This window comes from Nocardia sp. NPDC127579 (assembly GCF_042672005.1).
GTDB lineage: Bacteria > Actinomycetota > Actinomycetes > Mycobacteriales > Mycobacteriaceae > Nocardia.
In genome coordinates, this window is the sequence record NZ_JBHXVZ010000002.1 from 735,633 (window position 1) to 753,046 (window position 17,414).

Consider the following 17,414-nt stretch of genomic DNA (forward strand, 5'->3'; position numbering starts at 1 on the left):
GGCTACCACACGCTCGGGTCGGTATTCGCACCGCAGAGCACCACGCACACCCGCTCGCCGGGCGCCGGACGGTAACGGCCGGAGGTGAGCGCCGCCAGGGCCGTCGCCGCGCCGTGCTCGACGACAATGCGGCGATCCGACCACAGCTGACGGCGCGCGGCGATGATCTCGTCATCGGTCACCAGCACCGATTCCGCGCGATACCGCCGCGCGGCCGCGATGGCGAGCGCGGTGGTCCGGCGCGCGCCGAGCGAGTCCGCCGCGATCGAGTTCACCTCGACATCGACCGGTGCGCCCGCGGCCAGCCCGGCATGCAGGGCGCGGCAGTTCGCCGGTTCCACGGCGATCGTCCGCACGCCGTAATGTCCTGCGGCCGTGGCTACTCCGGAGAACAGGCCGCCGCCGCCGACGGCCACGACAATGGTGTCCAGCGCGGGCAGCAGCGCATGGATCTCCTCGGCCACGGTGCCCGCACCGGCCGCGATCAGCGGGTGATCGTAGGCGGCCGACAGCAGCGCGCCGCCGGCCGCCGCGAACTCCTGGCTCGCCTCCAGCGCCTGGGCATACTCGGTCCCGACCAGCCGCACCTGCGCGCCGTAGCCGCGTAAACGCTCGACCTTCACCGGCGGCGCCGTGGCAGGCAGGAACACCGTCGCCGGGACACCCTGTCGGCGGGCCGCCCACGCGCACGCCAGGCCCGCGTTGCCCCCGGAGGCGATCGTCACCCCCGCCGCGGGCAGATCGCCCGCCTCCCGGTGCGCCTGGAGGAAGTTCTGTGCCCCACGGGCTTTGAAGGTGCCGGTGTGCTGTAGGTACTCCAGGGCGAACCAGGCGGCGAACGGCGCGGAGCCGGCTGGGCCGAGGTCCTCCGCGGGCGCGACCGTGACCGGGCGGACCAGGCCCTCGATCCGGGCGGCAGCGGCCTTGACATCCCCGTACGACAGTTCCATCGTGCTCCTCGGTGTGGCTCGACCCGCCGACTATTCTCGCCGATGCCGGTCGGCGCGGCGCGCCCGGGTCGCAGAAATCTCGGACGCGCCAACATAATCCGGATAAGCCGCCGTCCCCGCGCTGATTTCTTCGGGCGAAATTGCGTGCACTGCCGAGGGCGGCCGCTCCGGTGTGGACGTCGTGAAAGGTTCAGCCGCAATGGTTTCCATGTCGATCGGAATAATCGGGTACGTTTCGCGGTGTCGCGTACCAGGGCTGATCTGCACCGCAGCTGACACGGGCGGAGTAACTACCCGCCCGTGCCGTCCTCGGGAGATATCGTGGGCGCGGAATGCCGTGGCGGGTCGGAATTAATTCCGAATAATCGCGGCCAGGTAGTCTGCATTCGCTGTTGAAGTTTCATGCTCGGTTCGAACCAAGGATCCCGACCCGGCGCCCGCGGGCGCGGGCGTGACGAGAGGTTGATCTGTGAGGCTGATCTGGCTGACGGTTCCGGCGCTGCTCACGGCGACGGTGACGGGGTGCGGCGCGGACACCGCGACCGAGGCCACACCCGCCACGAGCACCACCGTGGCGCCGACGAGCACGCCCGCGCCACCGCCGCCGCCCGTGGTCGAGGGGGTGCGAATTCCCTTGGGGGAGACCGAGATGGTCGTCGTTCCCGCCGACGCGGTCATGGACATCAAGGTGCCCGCGGCATGGGGCGGTCCGGTGGCCGGACTGCGCTGCACGGTCACCGACAGCACCGGCCGCAATGAGGACCTGCGCTCGGGTGACCAGCGCAAACGTGAAAACTTCGAGGGCCACGAGTGGTTCACGCTGTGGACGTTCTCCTCCTCGCCCGCGACCGAGGTCACCGTCGGATGCAAGGATCCGCAAGCCAAGGTCGACGCGAACGCGGTCGACTATCTGCGTGTCACACCCCGCGGTCTGCTCCCGGGGTAGCTTGTCACCCGCCCGACGTAGCCTGGGATCGTGGCCGAGGACAGTGGGTACCGGGAGCGGCCGTCGCGGTTCGGCGGCGCCGTGGTGTGGGAGCGCACCATGGTCGCCACGGGTGCGCCGATGCCGGTGCTGCCCGACGGTTGCATGGATCTGATCTGGCGCGAGGGCCGCTTGGTGGTGGCGGGCCCCGATACCGCCGCCTACACCCCAGCGCTGCCGGTGGGTTCCCGGGTCGCGGGTATCCGGTTCTATCCGGGTACCGCGCCCGCGCTGCTCGGGGTGCCCGCGCACGAGTTGCGCGACCGCCGGGTCGACCTGGCCGATCTGTGGCCCGCCGCGCGGGTGCGCGAGTTCACCGAACGTGTCGATGCGGCCGCCGATCGCCGGGCGGCGCTGGAAGCGCTCGCGGTCGAGTGCGCGGCCGGCCTCGCTCCGCCCGATCCGGTGCTGCGCGAGGTCGTACGCGCGCTCGCCGCCGGCGGCTCGGTCGCGGCGACCGCGCGTGCGATTGGGCTGGATGTCCGTGTGCTGCACCGGCGTTCGCTTGCCGCCTTCGGGTACGGCCCGAAGACCCTGGCGCGGATCCTGCGGCTACAGCGGGCGCTGGCGGCGGCGCGTACCGGTACATCGTTCGCCGAGACGGCGGCGCTGACCGGGTTCGCGGATCAGGCCCATCTGTCCCGTGAGGTGCGTGAGCTGGCGGGCATGCCGTTGGGCGCGCTGCTGGGGCGCGCCGCCTGAGTCGTCACAGTGGGGCGTAGAGGTCGACGCCGTTGCCGTCCGGATCTTGGATGACGGCGTAGCGCTGGCCCCAGACGGCGTCGAACGGCTTCAGCTCGGCGTTGTATCCGGCTGCGGTCAGCTCGGCGAAGACCGAGTCGACTTCGGCGGCGTCGGCGCAGCGGAACGCCATCCCGATGCGGCCGTTCCCGGGCGTTGCCTGCCAGTCGGGATAGAAGGAGCGAATCACGTCCTCGGTGTCGAGGGCGACCCGGATGCCGCCGGAAATCGTTGCCTCGACATGTGATTCGCCGTCGGTGTGCTCCGGAAAGTCCACGCCGAGCCGCCGATAGAAGGCGATGGACGCGGCCAGGTCCGAAACCACGATGCTGAGGAAATCCAAGTGCGGAGTCATGGTGTCGACCCTAGGAGCCGCCACCGGCGCCGGTCTTGAAGAAAACGGACTCAGTGCGGCGCGGGGACCAGCTCCGCGATGAGGTTCTCGACGAGAATCCGGATGTGGTCGCGAATCGTGCGGACCACTTCGATGGACTGCCCGGACGGATCGGGCAGCACCCAGTCCCGGTAGCTGATGCCGGGGAAGTAAGGGCAGGCGTCGCCGCAGCCCATGGTGATCACCACGTCGGAGAGGCCGACGGCCTCGTCGGTGATCTTGGTGGGGATTGCCCCGGAGATATCGATGCCGATCTCGGCCATGGCCGCGACCGCGACCGCGTTGGTTCTCTCGCCGGGATCGCTACCCGCGGACCGTACTTCGATGCGTTCCCCGGCCAGTGCGGTCAGGAAGCCGGCCGCCATCTGGGAGCGTCCGGCATTGTGCACGCAGACGAACAGCACACTGGGTGTGTGGGTCATCGAGCGCCTTTCGGGAAGTGAGAGCGAACCAGGGCTATGCCACGTGCCCAACGGATGGGTGTTGGGCCGAAACGCTGTCGTAGCGTAAGGGATACAGGTGTTCGCTTCATGCAGATGGGCCGGTTCCGGCGCGTTCCGCCGACGCCGGGTCTGCTTGCCGAAAGGTTGCCGCAGGGCCGGATGTGGGTTCCGGCAACCGGGCCCGCGCGCGACGGGCCCGGCACGCGGTCAGAGCGGGCGCAGGTCGATCATCTTGCGCAGGCGGGCGCGGTCGCGTTCCAGCCGCCGGGCCTCGTAGGCGATCGGGAAGTAGCGCACCCGCTCGGGCAGCAGCGGAACCAGGCGCGCGATCATCCAGCCCAGGGCCCGTAGCTTGCGCTCGTCCGCCTCCGACCAGGTCAGGCCGAGCTTGCGGCGCGCGGGTTCCGGTGTCGTGCCCACTGTGACGAAGTATTGGAGCCGACCGACCGGCGCGATCGCCGCCCGCCACACCGGAGCCAGGGCGCGGGGCAGCTGCTTGGGTGGCGCCACCGACCGGATGACACGCAGATAGTCGCGCGCGGTGCCGGTGGCCTCGAGGTGGTTGTCCACCATGTCGGTGAAGTAGGCCTCGAAGGCGGCGAAGTCCTCGGGAATCTCCTTGGGCGCCACCGAGAAATTGCGCATCAGCTGCACGGTCTCCCGGTAGTACGCTTCTTTCTCCGCGGTGGTCAGGGGCCGGCGCGCGAAGTAGCGCGCGTTCTCGGTGAAGGCGAAGGTGCCGGTGTGCAGCACCCACGCCCACGGCCCGGAGGCCAGTGCCTTGTGCTTGACCCCCGCGGCGTCGGTGGTGTTGAGCGAGGCGTGCATGGCGCGCAGCCGGTCGGCCTCGGCGAGTGCCTCGTCGCCACCGTAGACCCACATCATCACCGAGGAGATGCTGCGCATCGCCCGGCCCATCGGGTCGGTGCGGAAGGTGGAGTGCGCGTCGACCACCGCGGAGATGGTGGGTTCCATGGTCTGGAGCAGGAAGGCCGATCCTGCGGTCAGGGAGAAGGTGACCAGCCCGGTCTCGTCCCACATCCGGGTGCCGGGGCCGATCTGGTTGCGGTCGGGTAGGTCTCGTTGCGTGGTTTCGAGGGCGGCGGTCATCGCGATCTCCTTTGATCGTCGTCATCAAGACAATGAGAAGATTAGACCAACATCCTCTCATTCTCTAGACCGAGCGCGGCCGCCGTTGGCCGAATGTGTCGGAAACCCCTAGTCGACCGGGCCGAGGACGCGATCGAGATACGGGTTGGCGAACAGTCCCGTGGGGTCGAGCCGACGCCGCACCGCCGCGAACCGATCCCACTGCGGGTACCGCTCGCGCAGGGTGTCGGCGGTCTGGAAGTGGCGCTTGCCCCAGTGCGGGCGGCCTTCGTAGCGGTCGAAGACCGCCTCGCAGGCGCGGAAGAACGGCTCCCACTCCATGCCCCGGTATTGATGCACCGCGATGTAGCAGGTGTCGCGGCCGCCTGCCGGAGACAGGAAGGCGTCGTCAGGGGCGACCCAGCGCACCTCGATCGGCATCGGCGTCTCGTAGCGGGCGGCGAGTGCCTTGATCTCCCGGATCGCGTCGGCCGAATGTGCGCGGGGGATCGCGTATTCCATCTCGGTGAAGCGGAACAGCCTGGGGGAGGCGAAGACTCGATACGAGCGGTCGACCTGACGACGGTAGCTGCCCGCGTAGGCCGCGCCGCGATGGATCCATGGAATCAGGCGTGGCCGGCGGCGGCTGAGCCGGCACAGGCCGTCGAACATGTGGTTCGACATGAGTATGTCGGCGAACCAGTCGACCGCCTTGGGGCGCGGCTCCTCGGCCAGCTCGGTCCGGTTGTTGCGCTTGGTCATCGCCAGCGGGCTGTGCGCGAACATGTAGAACTCGAAGTGCTCGTTGCCGTCGACGTGGGCATCCAGATCCGCCAGGATCTCCTCGACCGGGACCGGCCGCTCGATGCCCTCCAGCACGAACGACGGCACCAGGCGCAGCGTCACCGCGCTGACCACGCCGAGCGCGCCGACGCTGACGCGCGCGGCGCGCCAACCGTCGGGATCGCTCGCCTCGTCGAGTTCCACGACGCTACCGTCGGCCAGCACGAGCTCCACCGAATGCAGTGCCGCCGAGATGTTCTGCAACCCAGCGCCGGTGCCATGGGTGCCGGTGGCGGTTGCGCCCGCGATCGTCTGCACGTCGATGTCGCCGAGATTGGGGAAGGCCAGACCGGCGGCGTGCAGTGCGTTGCTGGCTGCGTTCAGGGTGATGCCGCCCTCGACCCGTACCAGGCCGGCGGCACTGTCGACCTCGAGGATCCGGTTCATGGCCGAGAGGTTGAGCAGGGTGCCCTCGGTCAGCACGGTATCGGTGAACGAGTGTCCGGCGCCGGCCACGCGCACCCTGCGCCCAGCGGCGGCGGCGCCGGCGAGCAGCTCGGCGATCTCGTCCCGGTTACGGGGCGCGGCGACCTCCGCCGGAGTGCAGCGTTGATCCCCGGCCCAGTTCACCCACGAGTTGGTCATGTGACCAACTCTAAGCCCATGAGTGTGACGCGCGCTACCCCAGTTCGGGTTTACGGGTTGCGGCGGCGGCCGGTGCAGCCCTTGGCCTGCTCCACCTCGTCGTCGGACAGCGGCGGCACGGTCAGCGGACGGCGCGGCACCGAGTCCGAGCGCAGGCCGTTCAGCGCGATCGCCATATAGCGCTGCCAGGTGTCGGGATTGACCGGACGGGCGAACTCGGCCAGGGCGTCGACCATGTGGATGAGCGCGAAGAAATCCGACGGTTCGATACCCGGCGCCAGCGCGCCCGCCGCCTGGGCGCGGTCGATCAGCCGGCCGACCGTCGGCTTGATCCGGTCCCGGACCTGAGCGAACCGCTCGAGATCGTCCTCGAGCTCGAGCAGTACATCGCTGAAACCGCGATTGGTCGCCAGGTGGGTGCACGCGTACTCGAAGAACTGCACCACCCCGAGCCAGGCGTCGGCGTGCCGGGTGGCGTCCTCGGCGGCGACCGCGAACTCATCGATCTTCTGCGCGAAGACCTCGCCGATCAGCTCCTTCTTGTTCGCGAAGCGCCGATAGACCGTGCCGACTCCGACCCCGGCCCGCTCGGCCACGTCGTCGAGGGTGATCTCCAACCCGTGCTCGGCGAACAACTCGCTCGCGGCGGCGAGGATGCGCTGCTGGTTGCGGGCGGCATCGGCGCGCAAGCGCCGTGGCGGGGCGGGAGTGCTGGCCGGGTTCACGTCCTCATGCTAACCCCGGAACCGGTTAAGCGGAGGGTTGGCCTCCGCTCTCGGCGCCTCAGCAGTTGGACGGCGCGGGCAGGCCCGCGAAGCGATCCGACATGTACGCGAACGCGTGCGGCAGGCCGGTGAGCACCGAGGTCGCGTGATCGGCGCCCGGCACCATCTCCAGCAGCATCGGCGTCCCCGCGTGGCAATAGCGGCCGGCCAGCTCGCGCACCAGCCCCGGATTGACCTGATCGGCGTCACCGTGCCACTGGTAGACGGGTGCGCGCGGCACGCCGGGGAAGGTCTCCAGGCTGTTCTCGTGCAGCACCCGGATCAGCGTCGGGTCGGTCCGGTTCAGGCCCGCCTGCGCCGCCGCGGGCAGGAACACGTCGTAGAAGCTGCGGTTCGCGCCCGCCGAGATGATCTCGCCCGCACAGGCATTCGCGATCTGATCGCGCAGCGCCAGACCCGAGTCGTTGAGCTGCGGGCCCATGTTCAGCTCGGCGGGATACTCCCGCTCCAGGCCGATCGCCGCGGCGAAGCCGAGCCCGAACAGCGCGTGCGGCGTCTGCCCGACCTCGAGGGCGAGCTTGCCGATATTCGCCGGGACGCCGCCCTGGGCGACGCCGACGATCGGCAGTTCCGGCGCGTAGTCCGGGGCCAGGGCGGCCGCGAACCCGGTCGCCATGCCGCCGCCGGAGTAGCCGGTCAGCCCGACCTGGCTGTCGGCGAGGTGCGCCGGTTCGAAACGCCGGACCGCGCGGATGCTGTCGAGGGTGATCTTGCCGCCCAGCTGGGCCGCGCCGTAGGCGCTGGTCGGGCCGAGATGATCGGGCACATTCACCGCCCAGCCGCGGGTCAGCGGGAGGTTCAGCGCCACCGCCTCCTGCATCTCGCCGTTGAACAGGCTGTGCGACGGCGCGCAGTGGGTGCCGAGCGAATTGACGAACGGCTGATAGGACAGCAACGGACGCCCGCCGCTGCTGCCGGTGTCGCTGCTGCCCGCGCCGCCCGCCGGAATGAGCAGCGTGGTCGCGGCGGCGATCGGATTGTCGTGGGAATCGTTGGAGCGGAACAGCAGTTGGTAACCGGTCGCGCCCAGGAAGCCGGGCGTGGCCACCGGCCGGCTCCGGATCACGTCGCCCGGTTGGAAGTTCGCCAGATCCGGCGGCGCCCAGTAGAACCCGTCGGGATCGGCGACCGGATAGATCGCGGCGCCCGCGGGCGGTGTGCCCGTCAGGCCGGCGGCCAGCGCCGTCGCGGCCAGCAGGGTCAGCGCTCGGCGCAGCCCGCGCGCGCTGGAGGTTTGCGGCCGTGCTGTCGCCCGGCCTTGACATGTGCTCGGAACTGCCTGTCGTACCGTCATCTTCGCTCCCGGCATGAGGGGTGGAGGATCGGTCGAGCCATCGAGGGAATTCGTGCGCGGCCACACCGCGCAAGTCGGCGAACGGCATTGTTCACGATCTGCGCGGGCTGCCCCTGGGGACCGTACCGCGCGGTCGTACCGATACCATGCTGCGCGATGACATTCGGCGCGGCAGGAGGTCAGGACATGGGTTCACGGACCCGCACCCCGGCCGTCGAGCCGATGGTGCTGGTGGCGATCGCGCTCGGCGGCGGGCTCGGCACGCTGGCGCGCTTCGGCCTCGGCGCACTCTGGCCGGTACTGCCCGGACGCTTTCCCTGGTCCACGTTCGTGATCAACGTGTTTGGCTGCTTCCTGATCGGGATACTGATGTTCCTGATCACCGAGGTATGGGTTGCTCATCGGCTGCTAAGACCGTTCGCCGGCGTCGGATTCCTCGGTGGCTTCACAACTTTTTCGACCTACTGCCTCGAGATTCGTAGACTGCTCGAATCTGATGAAACGGCCGTGGCACTCGGCTATCTCGGGGGAACGGTGGTGGCGGCGCTGGCCGCGGTGGTGCTCGGCATGACGACCGCGCGCCTGGTGACGAGATGACAGCGGGTACGGGCAGCGAACTGAGAAACCGACGAGAGGCGAAGGGGGCCAACCGATGACCTGGGTACTGGTGGTGCTCGGCGGCATGCTCGGCGCGCCGGCTCGCTACCTCCTGGACCGGGCCGTGGCAGCCCGTTTCGGATCTCTGCTGCCCTGGGGGACATTGACCGTTAACATTGTCGGTTCGGCGGTGCTCGGCGCTCTCATCGGCGCCGGGGTGGACGGATCCTGGCTGGCCGTCGCCGGTACCGGCTTCTGCGGTGCGCTCACCACGTACAGCACATTCGGGTACGAAACCATTCGGTTGGTCACCGACGGCGCCTACGCTCCCGCGCTGGGCAATGTGGTGGTCAATGTGGTGGCCGGCCTGATCGCGGTCTTCGCCGCCATGTCGACAGCCCGCGGGTTGTCGACATGATCCTGATGACGAGCCGGGCACAGCCGACGCTGAAGGGAGACCCGAGCATGGCCCATGATCGAGCCGGGCGTCCCGCGCGTCCGACCGACCTGGAAGATGTCGCGCACCTGGTGACGGCCTACTACAGCCGCATACCCGACCCGAAGGATCCGGCGCACCAGGTGGTCTTCGGCACCTCGGGACATCGCGGGTCCAGCCTGGACACCGCGTTCAACGAGGCGCACATCCTGGCCATCACCCAGGCGATCGTGGAATACCGCGCCACGCGTGGGATCACCGGCCCGGTCTATCTGGCCCGCGACACCCACGCGCTGTCCGAACCCGCCTGGACCACCGTGCTCGAGGTGCTCGCGGGCAACGGCGTCACCGCGGTGATCGACGCCCGCGACCGCTACACCCCGACCCCCGTCCTCAGTCACGCCGTGCTGCGCCACAACCGGCGCCGCACCAAACACCAGGCCGACGGCATCGTGATCACGCCGTCGCACAACCCGCCCCGCGACGGCGGCATCAAATACAACCCGCCGCACGGCGGGCCCGCCGACACCGTAGCCACCGACGCCATCGCCGCGCGTGCCAACGAGTTGCTGCGCGCCGGGCTCACCGACGTGCGGCGCACCACGCTGCGCAACGCCATGCGCGCCATGGTCGAACGCTACGACTACCTCGACCGCTACATCGCCGACCTGCCGAACGTATTGAACCTGGACGCGATTCGCGGCGCGGGCATCCGCCTGGGCGCCGACCCCATGGGCGGGGCCAGCGTCGACTACTGGGAGGAGATCGGGCAGCGCTACGACCTCGAGCTCGAGGTGGTCAACCCGTTCGTCGACCCGACCTGGCGGTTCATGACCCTGGATGCCGACGGCAAGATCCGGATGGACCCGTCCTCGCGCTACGCCATGGCCGCGCTGGTCGCGATCAAGGACGACTACGACATCTCCACCGGCAACGACGCCGACGCCGACCGGCACGGCATCGTCACCCCCGACGGCGGGCTGATGAACCCGAATCACTTCCTGGCCGTCGCCATCGAATACCTGGTGGCCAACCGGATGGGCTGGGACGCGCTCACCAAGATCGGCAAGACCGTGGTCACCTCGTCCATGATCGACCGGGTGGTCGGCGTGCTCGGCCGCGACGTGCACGAGGTACCGGTCGGCTTCAAATGGTTCGTGCCCGGATTGTTCAGCGGCAGCCTGGCTTTCGGCGGCGAGGAGAGCGCGGGTGCGTCGTTCCTGCGCCACGACGGCACCGTGTGGACCACCGACAAGGACGGCATCCTGATGGCGCTGCTCGCCGCCGAGATCGCCGCCGTCACCGGGCAGAGCCCGTCCGCGCGCTACGTGGAATTGGAGCGCCGCTACGGCAGCCCCGCCTACGCCCGGATCGACGCGCCCGCGAACCCGGAACAGAAAGAGCGCCTCGCGCGGTTGAACCCGGACATGATTGCCAGCACAGAAATCGCGGGCGAGCCGATCACCGCCGTCATGACCCGGGCCCGCGGCAACGGCGCGCCGCTGGGCGGACTCAAGGTCATCACCGAGAACGCCTGGTTCGCCGCCCGGCCGTCGGGCACCGAGGACAAGTACAAGATCTACGCCGAATCGTTCCACGGCCCCGAGCACCTGACCCAGGTGCAGGCGGCCGCGGAGGAAATGGTCGGGCAGGCGCTGTCCGGTGGGAAGTAGACACGAGCCGGGTTCGGAAATGGACTCGGTGCTCGAGCGCGCCCGGGGATTGCCGGAGCGGCTGCACAAGGACGCGGCGGTCGACGAGCAGGGCGCGGAGGCTGAGGCGCAGGGCGCGGCGACGACCGAGCGTCCGGCGCGTGATGCGGCAGGAACGCCGGGGGCTCGCCTCGTCGATCACACGGTGTCGGTGCGAAGCGGACGCCGTCGCGCCGAGCCGCTGCCGATCGAGATCTGGGTGCTGGTCGGCGGCTCGTTCGTCATCGCGCTCGGGTTCGGACTGGTCGCGCCCGTACTGCCGCAGTTCGCACGGAGTTTCGGTGTCGGGGTGGCAGCCGCGTCGGCGATCGTGAGCGCCTTCGCGTTGATGCGGTTGCTGTTCGCGCCGTTCAGCGGCCGGCTGGTGCAGCGGCTGGGGGAGCGGTGGGTGTACCTGAGCGGGTTGCTCATCGTCGCGGTGTCGACCGGCGCGAGCGCGCTGGCCCAAAGCTATTGGCAGCTGCTGGTCTTGCGGTCGGTCGGCGGTATCGGGTCCACCATGTTCACCGTGTCCGCGCTGGCGCTGGTGATTCGCATGTCGCCGCCGCAACAGCGCGGCCGGGTGTCCGGCGTGTGGTCGACCAGCTTCCTGGTCGGCTCGATCAGCGGGCCGCTGCTCGGTGGCGCGTTCGCCGGATTCGGGGTGCGGGCGCCGTTCCTCATCTACGCGGTCGCCCTGCTCGCCGTCACCCTCGCGGTGTATCTCGCTTTGCGGAATTCGACCCTGGCCGCACCCGAGGTGGGCGGTGTGCTCCAGGTCATGTCGTTCCGGCAGGCGCTGGCCCGATCGGAGTACCGGGCGGTGCTGTGGTCCAACTTCGCCAACGGCGCCGCCATCTTCGGCGTGCGCATGGCGCTGGTGCCGCTGCTCGTCGTCGAAGTGCTGAAACTGCCCAGCGGCATGGCCGGGGTCGCACTCACCGCGTTCGCGGCGGGCAATGTGGCGGTGCTGTTCCTGGCCGGACGCGGCTCCGACCGGTTCGGGCGGCGGCCGTTCCTGATCGCGGGCGCGCTGATCTGCGCGGTCGGCACCGCCGGGCTCGGCTTCGCACCGGATCTGCTGTGGTTGCTGGTCACCTCGGTGATCGCGGGCCTCGGGTCCGGCATGCTGACACCCGCCCAGCAGGCCGCGCTGGCCGACATCATCGGCCCCAAGGCGCGCGGCGGGCCCGTCCTCGCCGGCTTCCAGATGTCCGCCGACCTCGGCACCGTCATCGGCGCGGTATCCGTCGGCGCGCTGGCCGAGCACACCTCCTACGCGGTGGCCTTGACCGTCACCGGGGCGCTGCTGGCCGCCGCGGCCGTCGTCTGGCTGCTCGTGCCCGAACCGATGCGCCGCGAAGGCGATCCGGCCGGCGAACCGGACCTGGTGCAAGCCCAACGGACATAACCGGATCCGCGCGTGTCGGCGCGGCCCGGCGACGGCGGCGCGCGGCGGGTGGGGCAGAGTAGGCGAGGTGAGCCAATCGCGTTCGAACTACACCCCGCGGCCGATGTCCAGCGCGACCACCTACGCGCTCGGTGCGCTCGCCCTCGCCGTGGTCGTCCTCATCGTCATCCTCATGACCCGGATGGGGCGCGAGCAGAGTCTGCCCACCCGCAACGACGGCTACGGCCCGGTCCGCAACCCCGCCGTCATCTCGGTGCTGGGCTCCGACGGTGTCGTGCTGCTCGGCCGCCCCGCCGCCGCCAAGACCATCGACGCCTACGAGGATCCGCTGTGCCCGGCCTGCGGCCGGATCGAACGCGCCTACGGCCAGGAGCTCGCCCAGAAGGTCGACGAGGGCAAGCTCGCCATCCGCTACCACTACCTCAACTTCCTCGACGACCGTTCCGGCAGCGGTGATTACTCCACCCGCGCCATCGCCGCCAACGCCTGCGTCGCCGCCGCCGGTTCCGGCCCCGCCTACTCCAAGTTCCAGCACGCCCTGTTCACCGACAGACAGCCCGAAGAAGACGGCGACGACCTCTCCAACCAGCAGCTCGCCGACCTCGCCCGCGACTCGGGGGCATCCGCTGAAGCCCTGACGTGTATCACGTCCGGCGCGAAACTCGAGTCCGCCGAATCGACCGCCGCCACGTCCTCGAACACCTTGAAGGGCATCAACGACGGAACCGTCGCCACCCCTTCGTTCTTCACCGGCACCGAACGGGTGGATCTGGAAAACCAGAACTGGGTCGTGGAGATCGCGGGCTAGGCGGTCGCGACCTCCTCGGCGGCCAGCTGCTGCAACGCCTGACCCAATGGCTTGGCCAGTTGGATCAGGTCGTTCAGCAGCGTGAACAGCCGGTAGAACAGGATCGCGATCTTCGCGATGTTCTTGACCTGTTCTTTGATCGCGTCCCCGATGACGATCGGGAGGGCGGCCATCCGCGTCATGGCCAGCAGCACGGTCCACTCCGCCAGTTTGCCGAGCATGCCGGTGTAATAGCTGATCACGGCATCACGGCACTTCTCGACCATGTCCTTCATCTTTCCGGTCGCTTCCTGGAGGCCGTAGGCGATGCCGCCCAGAGTGGCGACCCGCAGCTTCAGTGCCTCCGCGCGCTTGCGATAAGCGGTCCCGGCCGCACCGGTCCAGTCGTTCACCTCGGATTCGATCTTCTTGGACCACTCGGAATGGACCAGTACGAGTCGCTCACTGATCTTCCCCCACGAGTTGGCGTAGGCCTCGACCATGTCCGGGTTGCCCAGGATCGAGTCGACCGCCTTCCGGACGGGTTCGACATGTTCGATCAACCAGGACGAGATCTGGGAGTACATGAGCCCGGCGACTTGGCTGAGGACCTGCGCGCTCGAGCCGCCCATCTTGATGATGCCCAACAGCGTGCTGCCGGTTTCGTAGGCCTTGAATATGTTCTCGAGTGAGTAGTCCTTCTCTTTGATCGCTTCCGCGAGATCCCAGACATCTCCGGCGACAGTGCCTTTGAGGATCCCGGCTTCTTCCAGACTCGGCTTGCCGACATTGCTGACCAGGAAGAAGGACTCCTGGTAGTACTGGTTCCGATAGTCCGAGCCGTCATCGATCAGCTCGTTGCCCTCCGGGGCGGCCTCATCGTTGAAGATCAGATTCGGCAGGTTGATCGGTGACTCGTTGAGAAACTTCCCGACCGAGTTCTGGCTCATTTGTCCCCCTGCCGGAACGTGGTGCCGGTCTGTTTGTTCGGATCGGTGTCGACAGCGGCCACCCGTTCCTGCTGCTTACCCATCGTCCCGGATCGCTCGGTGTCGACCCGGTCGAACTCGTCCGCGCACTTCTCCAGCGCCTTCGACAGCGGCGTCATGCCGTCGAAGGTGCGCCGCAACTCCGTCGCGGTGTCCTCGTGCTTGCCGGTCAGCAGCATCTCGGCGAAGGCCCGGCAGAGCAGGCCGTACCCATCGTTCACATTCGCCAGATACGCCGCGGCCTCGACCGCCTCGGCCAATGACTCGGTCTGTGTCGCAACGGAAATGCTGTGCGCACGTAGCTTGTCTGGCTCGACGTTCAGATTCATTTGTACCCCTCCGGACGACTGTCTCCGAGCGGAAAGTGTAGTGACCGGCTGCGAATTCAGTTCGGCGCGAACGAATTCCACGGCGTGAACAGCGGTTGGTGGGCCCGCAGCTGCGGTATCAGCACCGGGCCCCAGGGCGTGGGGATCGGCGCCAGCTCGAGCGACGGAAGGTCGAACACTCGGCCCGGTACCGGGCTCGGATCGATGCCGACCGGGGGCGGCGTCGGTGCTGTCTGAGGGCTCGGAAGCGGGTCGCACCATGGCGGCCTGTTATCGCCCCGATCGGCGTCCGCGGTGTCGCAGTCGTCGGAGTCCTCGTCGTCCTGCGGGGTCGAATGATCGCTGCCGGGCATATCGAGCGGGTAACCCGGGTAGAGCGGATGTCCGGGCCAGCCCGGGTAGTGCGGCCAACCGTAGCCCGGATGCAGTGGATCGGGATCCGGATTCGGGAGCGGTTCGGGTTTCCATCCGCCCGGGAACGTGCTGTCGGGGCGGGGCGGTTCGTCGCCGAGATTCGGTGTGCTGTCGCCGAATCCATCGAAGCTCGGGATGTCCAAGGCGGGAATGTCGTCGCCTGGGCGGTTGTCGTTCTGCGTTGGGCTGGAGTTGCCGTTGCCGGGGGTGTTCGAGGGTGACGGGCTACTTTCGCCGGCGCCGTTGTTCGATGGCTCGCTGGTGACCGATGTGTTGCTATCGCTCGGGCCGGCGGCGGCACCGCTGTCTCCGCTCGGGGACGCGAGCGCTACCGGCTGACCGAGAGCCGGGCCGAGTGCGAGCGCGGCGGCCAGCGCGATGGTGTGTATGAGCCTCGTTCTGTTCATCGGGAGCCTCCGTTGATCTGCGTCGCCGACACGCCGACACTGAATCCGCAGGCCGAGCCGAGGTATCGATCAATGTTTGATGTACCGTTAAATGATGGCTCATTAACTGGGGCTTATCGCTTATGGGAAGACCCGAGCCTCCGCGAAGTCGTAGAAACCCCCTCCCATCAGCTCATATCGAGGCGATTTGGATTACCAACACCCTCTCGTGTAACTTCATTCAAGCGCGAACGGGGAAGCCCGGGAGCGTCCACCAAGGGGCTATGGCGCAGCTGGTAGCGCACCACACTGGCAGTGTGGGGGTCAGGGGTTCGAGTCCCCTTAGCTCCACTCGAAAACCGCAGGTCAGGACCGGTATTTGTAGCGGTCCTGTTTTGCGTTTGCGGCCCATCTTGCCAAGAACTTGCCAACGGGTGGGAGAACTCTGGCGATTTTCGACCAGCCCGAACCGCTACACGGCTTTTTCGGTCTCGCCGAACATCGCCGACGCGGCGACGGTCAGCCCCTCATCGTAAACACGGTTGTAGACGGCGGTAGTCATCCGCACGTCGTGCCCGTGCCAGGCCGCGCAGGTCGACGCCGGTACGCCCGCGTGGAGCATGACCGACACCGACGTATGCCGGAGATTGCGCAGGGTGATCCTGGGCAACTCGGCAGCGATGCGGATACGGTGAAACCAACCCGTGAACGTCCGGGGTAGCACCGGCTGACCGTCGATGGTGGAACAGACGTGCATGTCGTCGTCCCAAGGCTTGCCTAGCGCGATGCGTTCGCGCTTCTGCTTGGTCTTCAGCTCGCGCAGCGCGGTGGCCACGTCGGCTGGCAGCGGCAGCGTTCGGCGTGAACGTTCGGTCTTGGGCTCGTCTACGACATGTTCGGACCCGTCTACCTCGACATGGCCCTGTTCGATGCTGAGCGTGCCGCGTGCCAGGTCGACATCTGACCAGCGCAGCCCGCACACCTCTGAGCGACGCAGCCCGTAGGTAGCCAGGAGAAACGTCGCGTACAGGCGATCAGTCTTGGCCTTCGCCGCGAACGAATGTACCTGTTCCTTGGTCCAGACATCCGACGCGCTTACCTTGCCAGGCCGCTGCCGGGGAGCCTGTACGTATTCCGCCGGATCGCGTGGGATGAGTCCTTGCCGCGTGGCGTGCTCGGTGACTTGTTGCAACAGCACCAAGGACAGCCGAACCGTTGACGGAGCCAACGCCTTGCCAGCCATCGAACCGGATTCGAGCATGGTCGACACCCATTCGTCCACATGCGACTGTTTGAGTGCCTGAATCTTCGTCTTGCCCAGATCACGTTTGACGTATTTCAGCGAGTCGCGGTAGTTGCGCAGCGTGTTCGCCCGGATATCTCGCTTCGACTTGAGCCATTCGTCTGCGACCTGCGAGACGGTGAGGTCGACCCTGCCGACGAACGTTCCAGCGGCGACGGCTGTGCTGATCCGGCGTAGCTCGCTGCGAGCGACCTTCAAAGTGTCGTAGGTGAATTGCTGCCGGACGCGCGTGCCGTCCGGTCGCGTGCCGATGTCTACCTGAAATGAATATGATTTCTTGCCGTTCTTGGCGGTGTAGGTGTTGATCGGCTCGGCTCGACGAGCGCGCTTCTTCGGTTCTGACATTGAATCTCCTTGTGTTACTTGCGAGTTCGGCTGATCTCGCCAGGATTGAGGTATCCCCGTTCGCGGGCGGCGGCAAGCCACTTGTCGACGGTGTACGGGGAGTTGTAGAAGTGTTTCGCCAGCGTTGGGCGAACCAGTTCCCCACTCGCGAAAGCCGTGCGTGCAAGCTGGGCAACCTCCATTAGGAACTCGTCGGTCATGCGACGCCTGCCGCCTGGCGGTGGCGGCTCAACGGGTTGCAGGTCGCTGACCTTGAGTTGGTCGGGAATGTCCTCGAAGCTGACATCCTCACGAATTTCGCCGATGCCCATCCTTGAACACCGTTGCGCGACCGCCGCCGCGATTCGGCGAACCGGGATCGCGCGTAGGTCTTGGGCGGTGATTTCGCGGCCAGACTCGCTTTCGATGGTGAGTGCACACACGACCGGTCCTCGATCGCTTCCGTTGATCTTGGCGCGATAGCGCAGGTCGTGACCCATCAGGGTGACTAGAGCTTGATACGGGTAGCCCTCCGGGTCGACGTGTGCCACGTCGCCGCGTTTGTGCCCCGGTTCTACTGGCGGTACTTGGCCGGACGTTGTATCTGGGGGTATTTGCTTCCGCATAATGGCAACGAT

The 17,414-nt window shown here is 67.9% G+C and carries 19 protein-coding genes and 1 tRNA gene; 8 read left to right on the plus strand and 12 right to left on the minus strand.

Features of this window, described 5'->3' with window-relative positions; translation table 11 throughout:
- Positions 1 to 2 precede the first annotated feature (2 nt).
- On the minus strand, positions 3 to 950 hold the full coding sequence (locus ACFVMC_RS10960; RefSeq protein WP_379208978.1) for a threonine/serine dehydratase: 948 nt from the start codon (positions 948 to 950) through the stop codon (positions 3 to 5).
- Positions 951 to 1,419: 469 nt separating this feature from the next.
- On the opposite strand from ACFVMC_RS10960, the gene ACFVMC_RS10965 reads away from it, so the two are divergent.
- Both ACFVMC_RS10965 and ACFVMC_RS10970 read left to right on the plus strand, forming a co-directional pair.
- The gene (locus ACFVMC_RS10965; RefSeq protein WP_379208980.1) at positions 1,420 to 1,896 is read left to right on the plus strand and encodes a hypothetical protein; all 477 of its coding nucleotides are present in this window, start codon (positions 1,420 to 1,422) and stop codon (positions 1,894 to 1,896) included.
- 30 nt (positions 1,897 to 1,926) lie between these two features.
- Positions 1,927 to 2,637 (plus strand): DUF6597 domain-containing transcriptional factor, encoded by a 711-nt coding sequence (locus tag ACFVMC_RS10970; protein WP_379208982.1) that lies wholly within the window; start codon positions 1,927 to 1,929, stop codon positions 2,635 to 2,637.
- Between the two features lie 4 nt (positions 2,638 to 2,641).
- Here the strand turns inward: ACFVMC_RS10970 and ACFVMC_RS10975 are convergent, their stop codons facing one another.
- The 6 genes from ACFVMC_RS10975 to ACFVMC_RS11000 all read right to left on the minus strand — a co-directional run bounded on the left by ACFVMC_RS10975 (position 2,642) and on the right by ACFVMC_RS11000 (position 8,109).
- Positions 2,642 to 3,031 (minus strand): VOC family protein, encoded by a 390-nt coding sequence (locus ACFVMC_RS10975; protein WP_379208984.1) that lies wholly within the window; start codon positions 3,029 to 3,031, stop codon positions 2,642 to 2,644.
- A gap of 50 nt (positions 3,032 to 3,081) precedes the next feature.
- Positions 3,082 to 3,492 carry an arsenate reductase ArsC gene (locus ACFVMC_RS10980; RefSeq protein ID WP_379208986.1) on the minus strand — a complete coding sequence of 137 codons (411 nt, stop codon included), beginning with the start codon at positions 3,490 to 3,492 and terminating at the stop codon, positions 3,082 to 3,084.
- Between the two features lie 228 nt (positions 3,493 to 3,720).
- Positions 3,721 to 4,623 (minus strand): oxygenase MpaB family protein, encoded by a 903-nt coding sequence (locus tag ACFVMC_RS10985; RefSeq protein WP_379208987.1) that lies wholly within the window; start codon positions 4,621 to 4,623, stop codon positions 3,721 to 3,723.
- A gap of 108 nt (positions 4,624 to 4,731) precedes the next feature.
- Positions 4,732 to 6,030, minus strand: coding sequence for a D-arabinono-1,4-lactone oxidase (locus ACFVMC_RS10990; protein WP_379208989.1), 1,299 nt, complete (start codon positions 6,028 to 6,030; stop codon positions 4,732 to 4,734).
- Positions 6,031 to 6,080: 50 nt separating this feature from the next.
- The gene (locus ACFVMC_RS10995) at positions 6,081 to 6,755 is read right to left on the minus strand and encodes a TetR/AcrR family transcriptional regulator (protein ID WP_379208990.1); all 675 of its coding nucleotides are present in this window, start codon (positions 6,753 to 6,755) and stop codon (positions 6,081 to 6,083) included.
- A 58-nt stretch (positions 6,756 to 6,813) separates the two neighbouring features.
- Positions 6,814 to 8,109 (minus strand): lipase family protein, encoded by a 1,296-nt coding sequence (locus ACFVMC_RS11000; RefSeq protein ID WP_379208992.1) that lies wholly within the window; start codon positions 8,107 to 8,109, stop codon positions 6,814 to 6,816.
- 156 nt (positions 8,110 to 8,265) lie between these two features.
- Here ACFVMC_RS11000 and crcB (ACFVMC_RS11005) point away from each other — a divergent pair, with 156 nt between their 5' ends.
- The 5 genes from crcB (ACFVMC_RS11005) (at position 8,266) to ACFVMC_RS11025 (ending at position 13,052) form a co-directional block, all read left to right on the plus strand.
- Positions 8,266 to 8,706, plus strand: a complete 441-nt coding sequence (crcB, locus tag ACFVMC_RS11005) for a fluoride efflux transporter CrcB (protein ID WP_379208994.1) — start codon at positions 8,266 to 8,268, stop codon at positions 8,704 to 8,706.
- 55 nt (positions 8,707 to 8,761) lie between these two features.
- Positions 8,762 to 9,124, plus strand: a complete 363-nt coding sequence (gene crcB, locus ACFVMC_RS11010) for a fluoride efflux transporter CrcB (RefSeq protein ID WP_379208996.1) — start codon at positions 8,762 to 8,764, stop codon at positions 9,122 to 9,124.
- 47 nt (positions 9,125 to 9,171) lie between these two features.
- Positions 9,172 to 10,815, plus strand: a complete 1,644-nt coding sequence (gene pgm / locus ACFVMC_RS11015) for a phosphoglucomutase (alpha-D-glucose-1,6-bisphosphate-dependent) (RefSeq protein WP_379208998.1) — start codon at positions 9,172 to 9,174, stop codon at positions 10,813 to 10,815.
- Between the two features lie 19 nt (positions 10,816 to 10,834).
- Positions 10,835 to 12,244: an MFS transporter gene (locus ACFVMC_RS11020; RefSeq protein WP_379209000.1), complete on the plus strand. Its 1,410-nt coding sequence runs from the start codon at positions 10,835 to 10,837 to the stop codon at positions 12,242 to 12,244.
- Positions 12,245 to 12,311: 67 nt separating this feature from the next.
- Entirely contained in the window at positions 12,312 to 13,052 is a 741-nt protein-coding gene (locus ACFVMC_RS11025) for a DsbA family protein (protein ID WP_379209002.1), read from the plus strand.
- Here the strand turns inward: ACFVMC_RS11025 and ACFVMC_RS11030 are convergent.
- The 3 genes from ACFVMC_RS11030 to ACFVMC_RS11040 are packed head-to-tail and all read right to left on the minus strand — an operon-like array spanning position 13,049 to position 15,170.
- Positions 13,049 to 13,981, minus strand: a complete 933-nt coding sequence (locus ACFVMC_RS11030) for a hypothetical protein (RefSeq protein ID WP_379209003.1) — start codon at positions 13,979 to 13,981, stop codon at positions 13,049 to 13,051. The two genes, ACFVMC_RS11025 and ACFVMC_RS11030, sit on opposite strands and share 4 nt — an antisense overlap.
- Entirely contained in the window at positions 13,978 to 14,349 is a 372-nt protein-coding gene (locus tag ACFVMC_RS11035) for a type VII secretion target (protein WP_379209005.1), read from the minus strand. The genes ACFVMC_RS11030 and ACFVMC_RS11035 overlap by 4 nt, the downstream gene beginning before the upstream one ends.
- 56 nt (positions 14,350 to 14,405) lie before the next feature.
- Positions 14,406 to 15,170, minus strand: coding sequence for a hypothetical protein (locus ACFVMC_RS11040; protein WP_379209007.1), 765 nt, complete (start codon positions 15,168 to 15,170; stop codon positions 14,406 to 14,408).
- A gap of 257 nt (positions 15,171 to 15,427) precedes the next feature.
- Between ACFVMC_RS11040 and ACFVMC_RS11045 the strand changes: the two genes are divergently transcribed.
- Positions 15,428 to 15,500 (plus strand) — tRNA-Ala (locus ACFVMC_RS11045).
- Positions 15,501 to 15,621: 121 nt separating this feature from the next.
- On the opposite strand, the gene ACFVMC_RS11050 is transcribed toward ACFVMC_RS11045, so the two are convergent.
- Together ACFVMC_RS11050 and ACFVMC_RS11055 are read right to left on the minus strand one after the other, a co-directional pair.
- A complete protein-coding gene (locus tag ACFVMC_RS11050) occupies positions 15,622 to 16,797 on the minus strand; it encodes a tyrosine-type recombinase/integrase (protein WP_379209009.1) in 1,176 nt (391 codons plus the stop codon).
- Positions 16,798 to 16,811: 14 nt separating this feature from the next.
- Entirely contained in the window at positions 16,812 to 17,327 is a 516-nt protein-coding gene (locus tag ACFVMC_RS11055; RefSeq protein WP_379209011.1) for a hypothetical protein, read from the minus strand.
- Positions 17,328 to 17,414 lie beyond the last annotated feature (87 nt).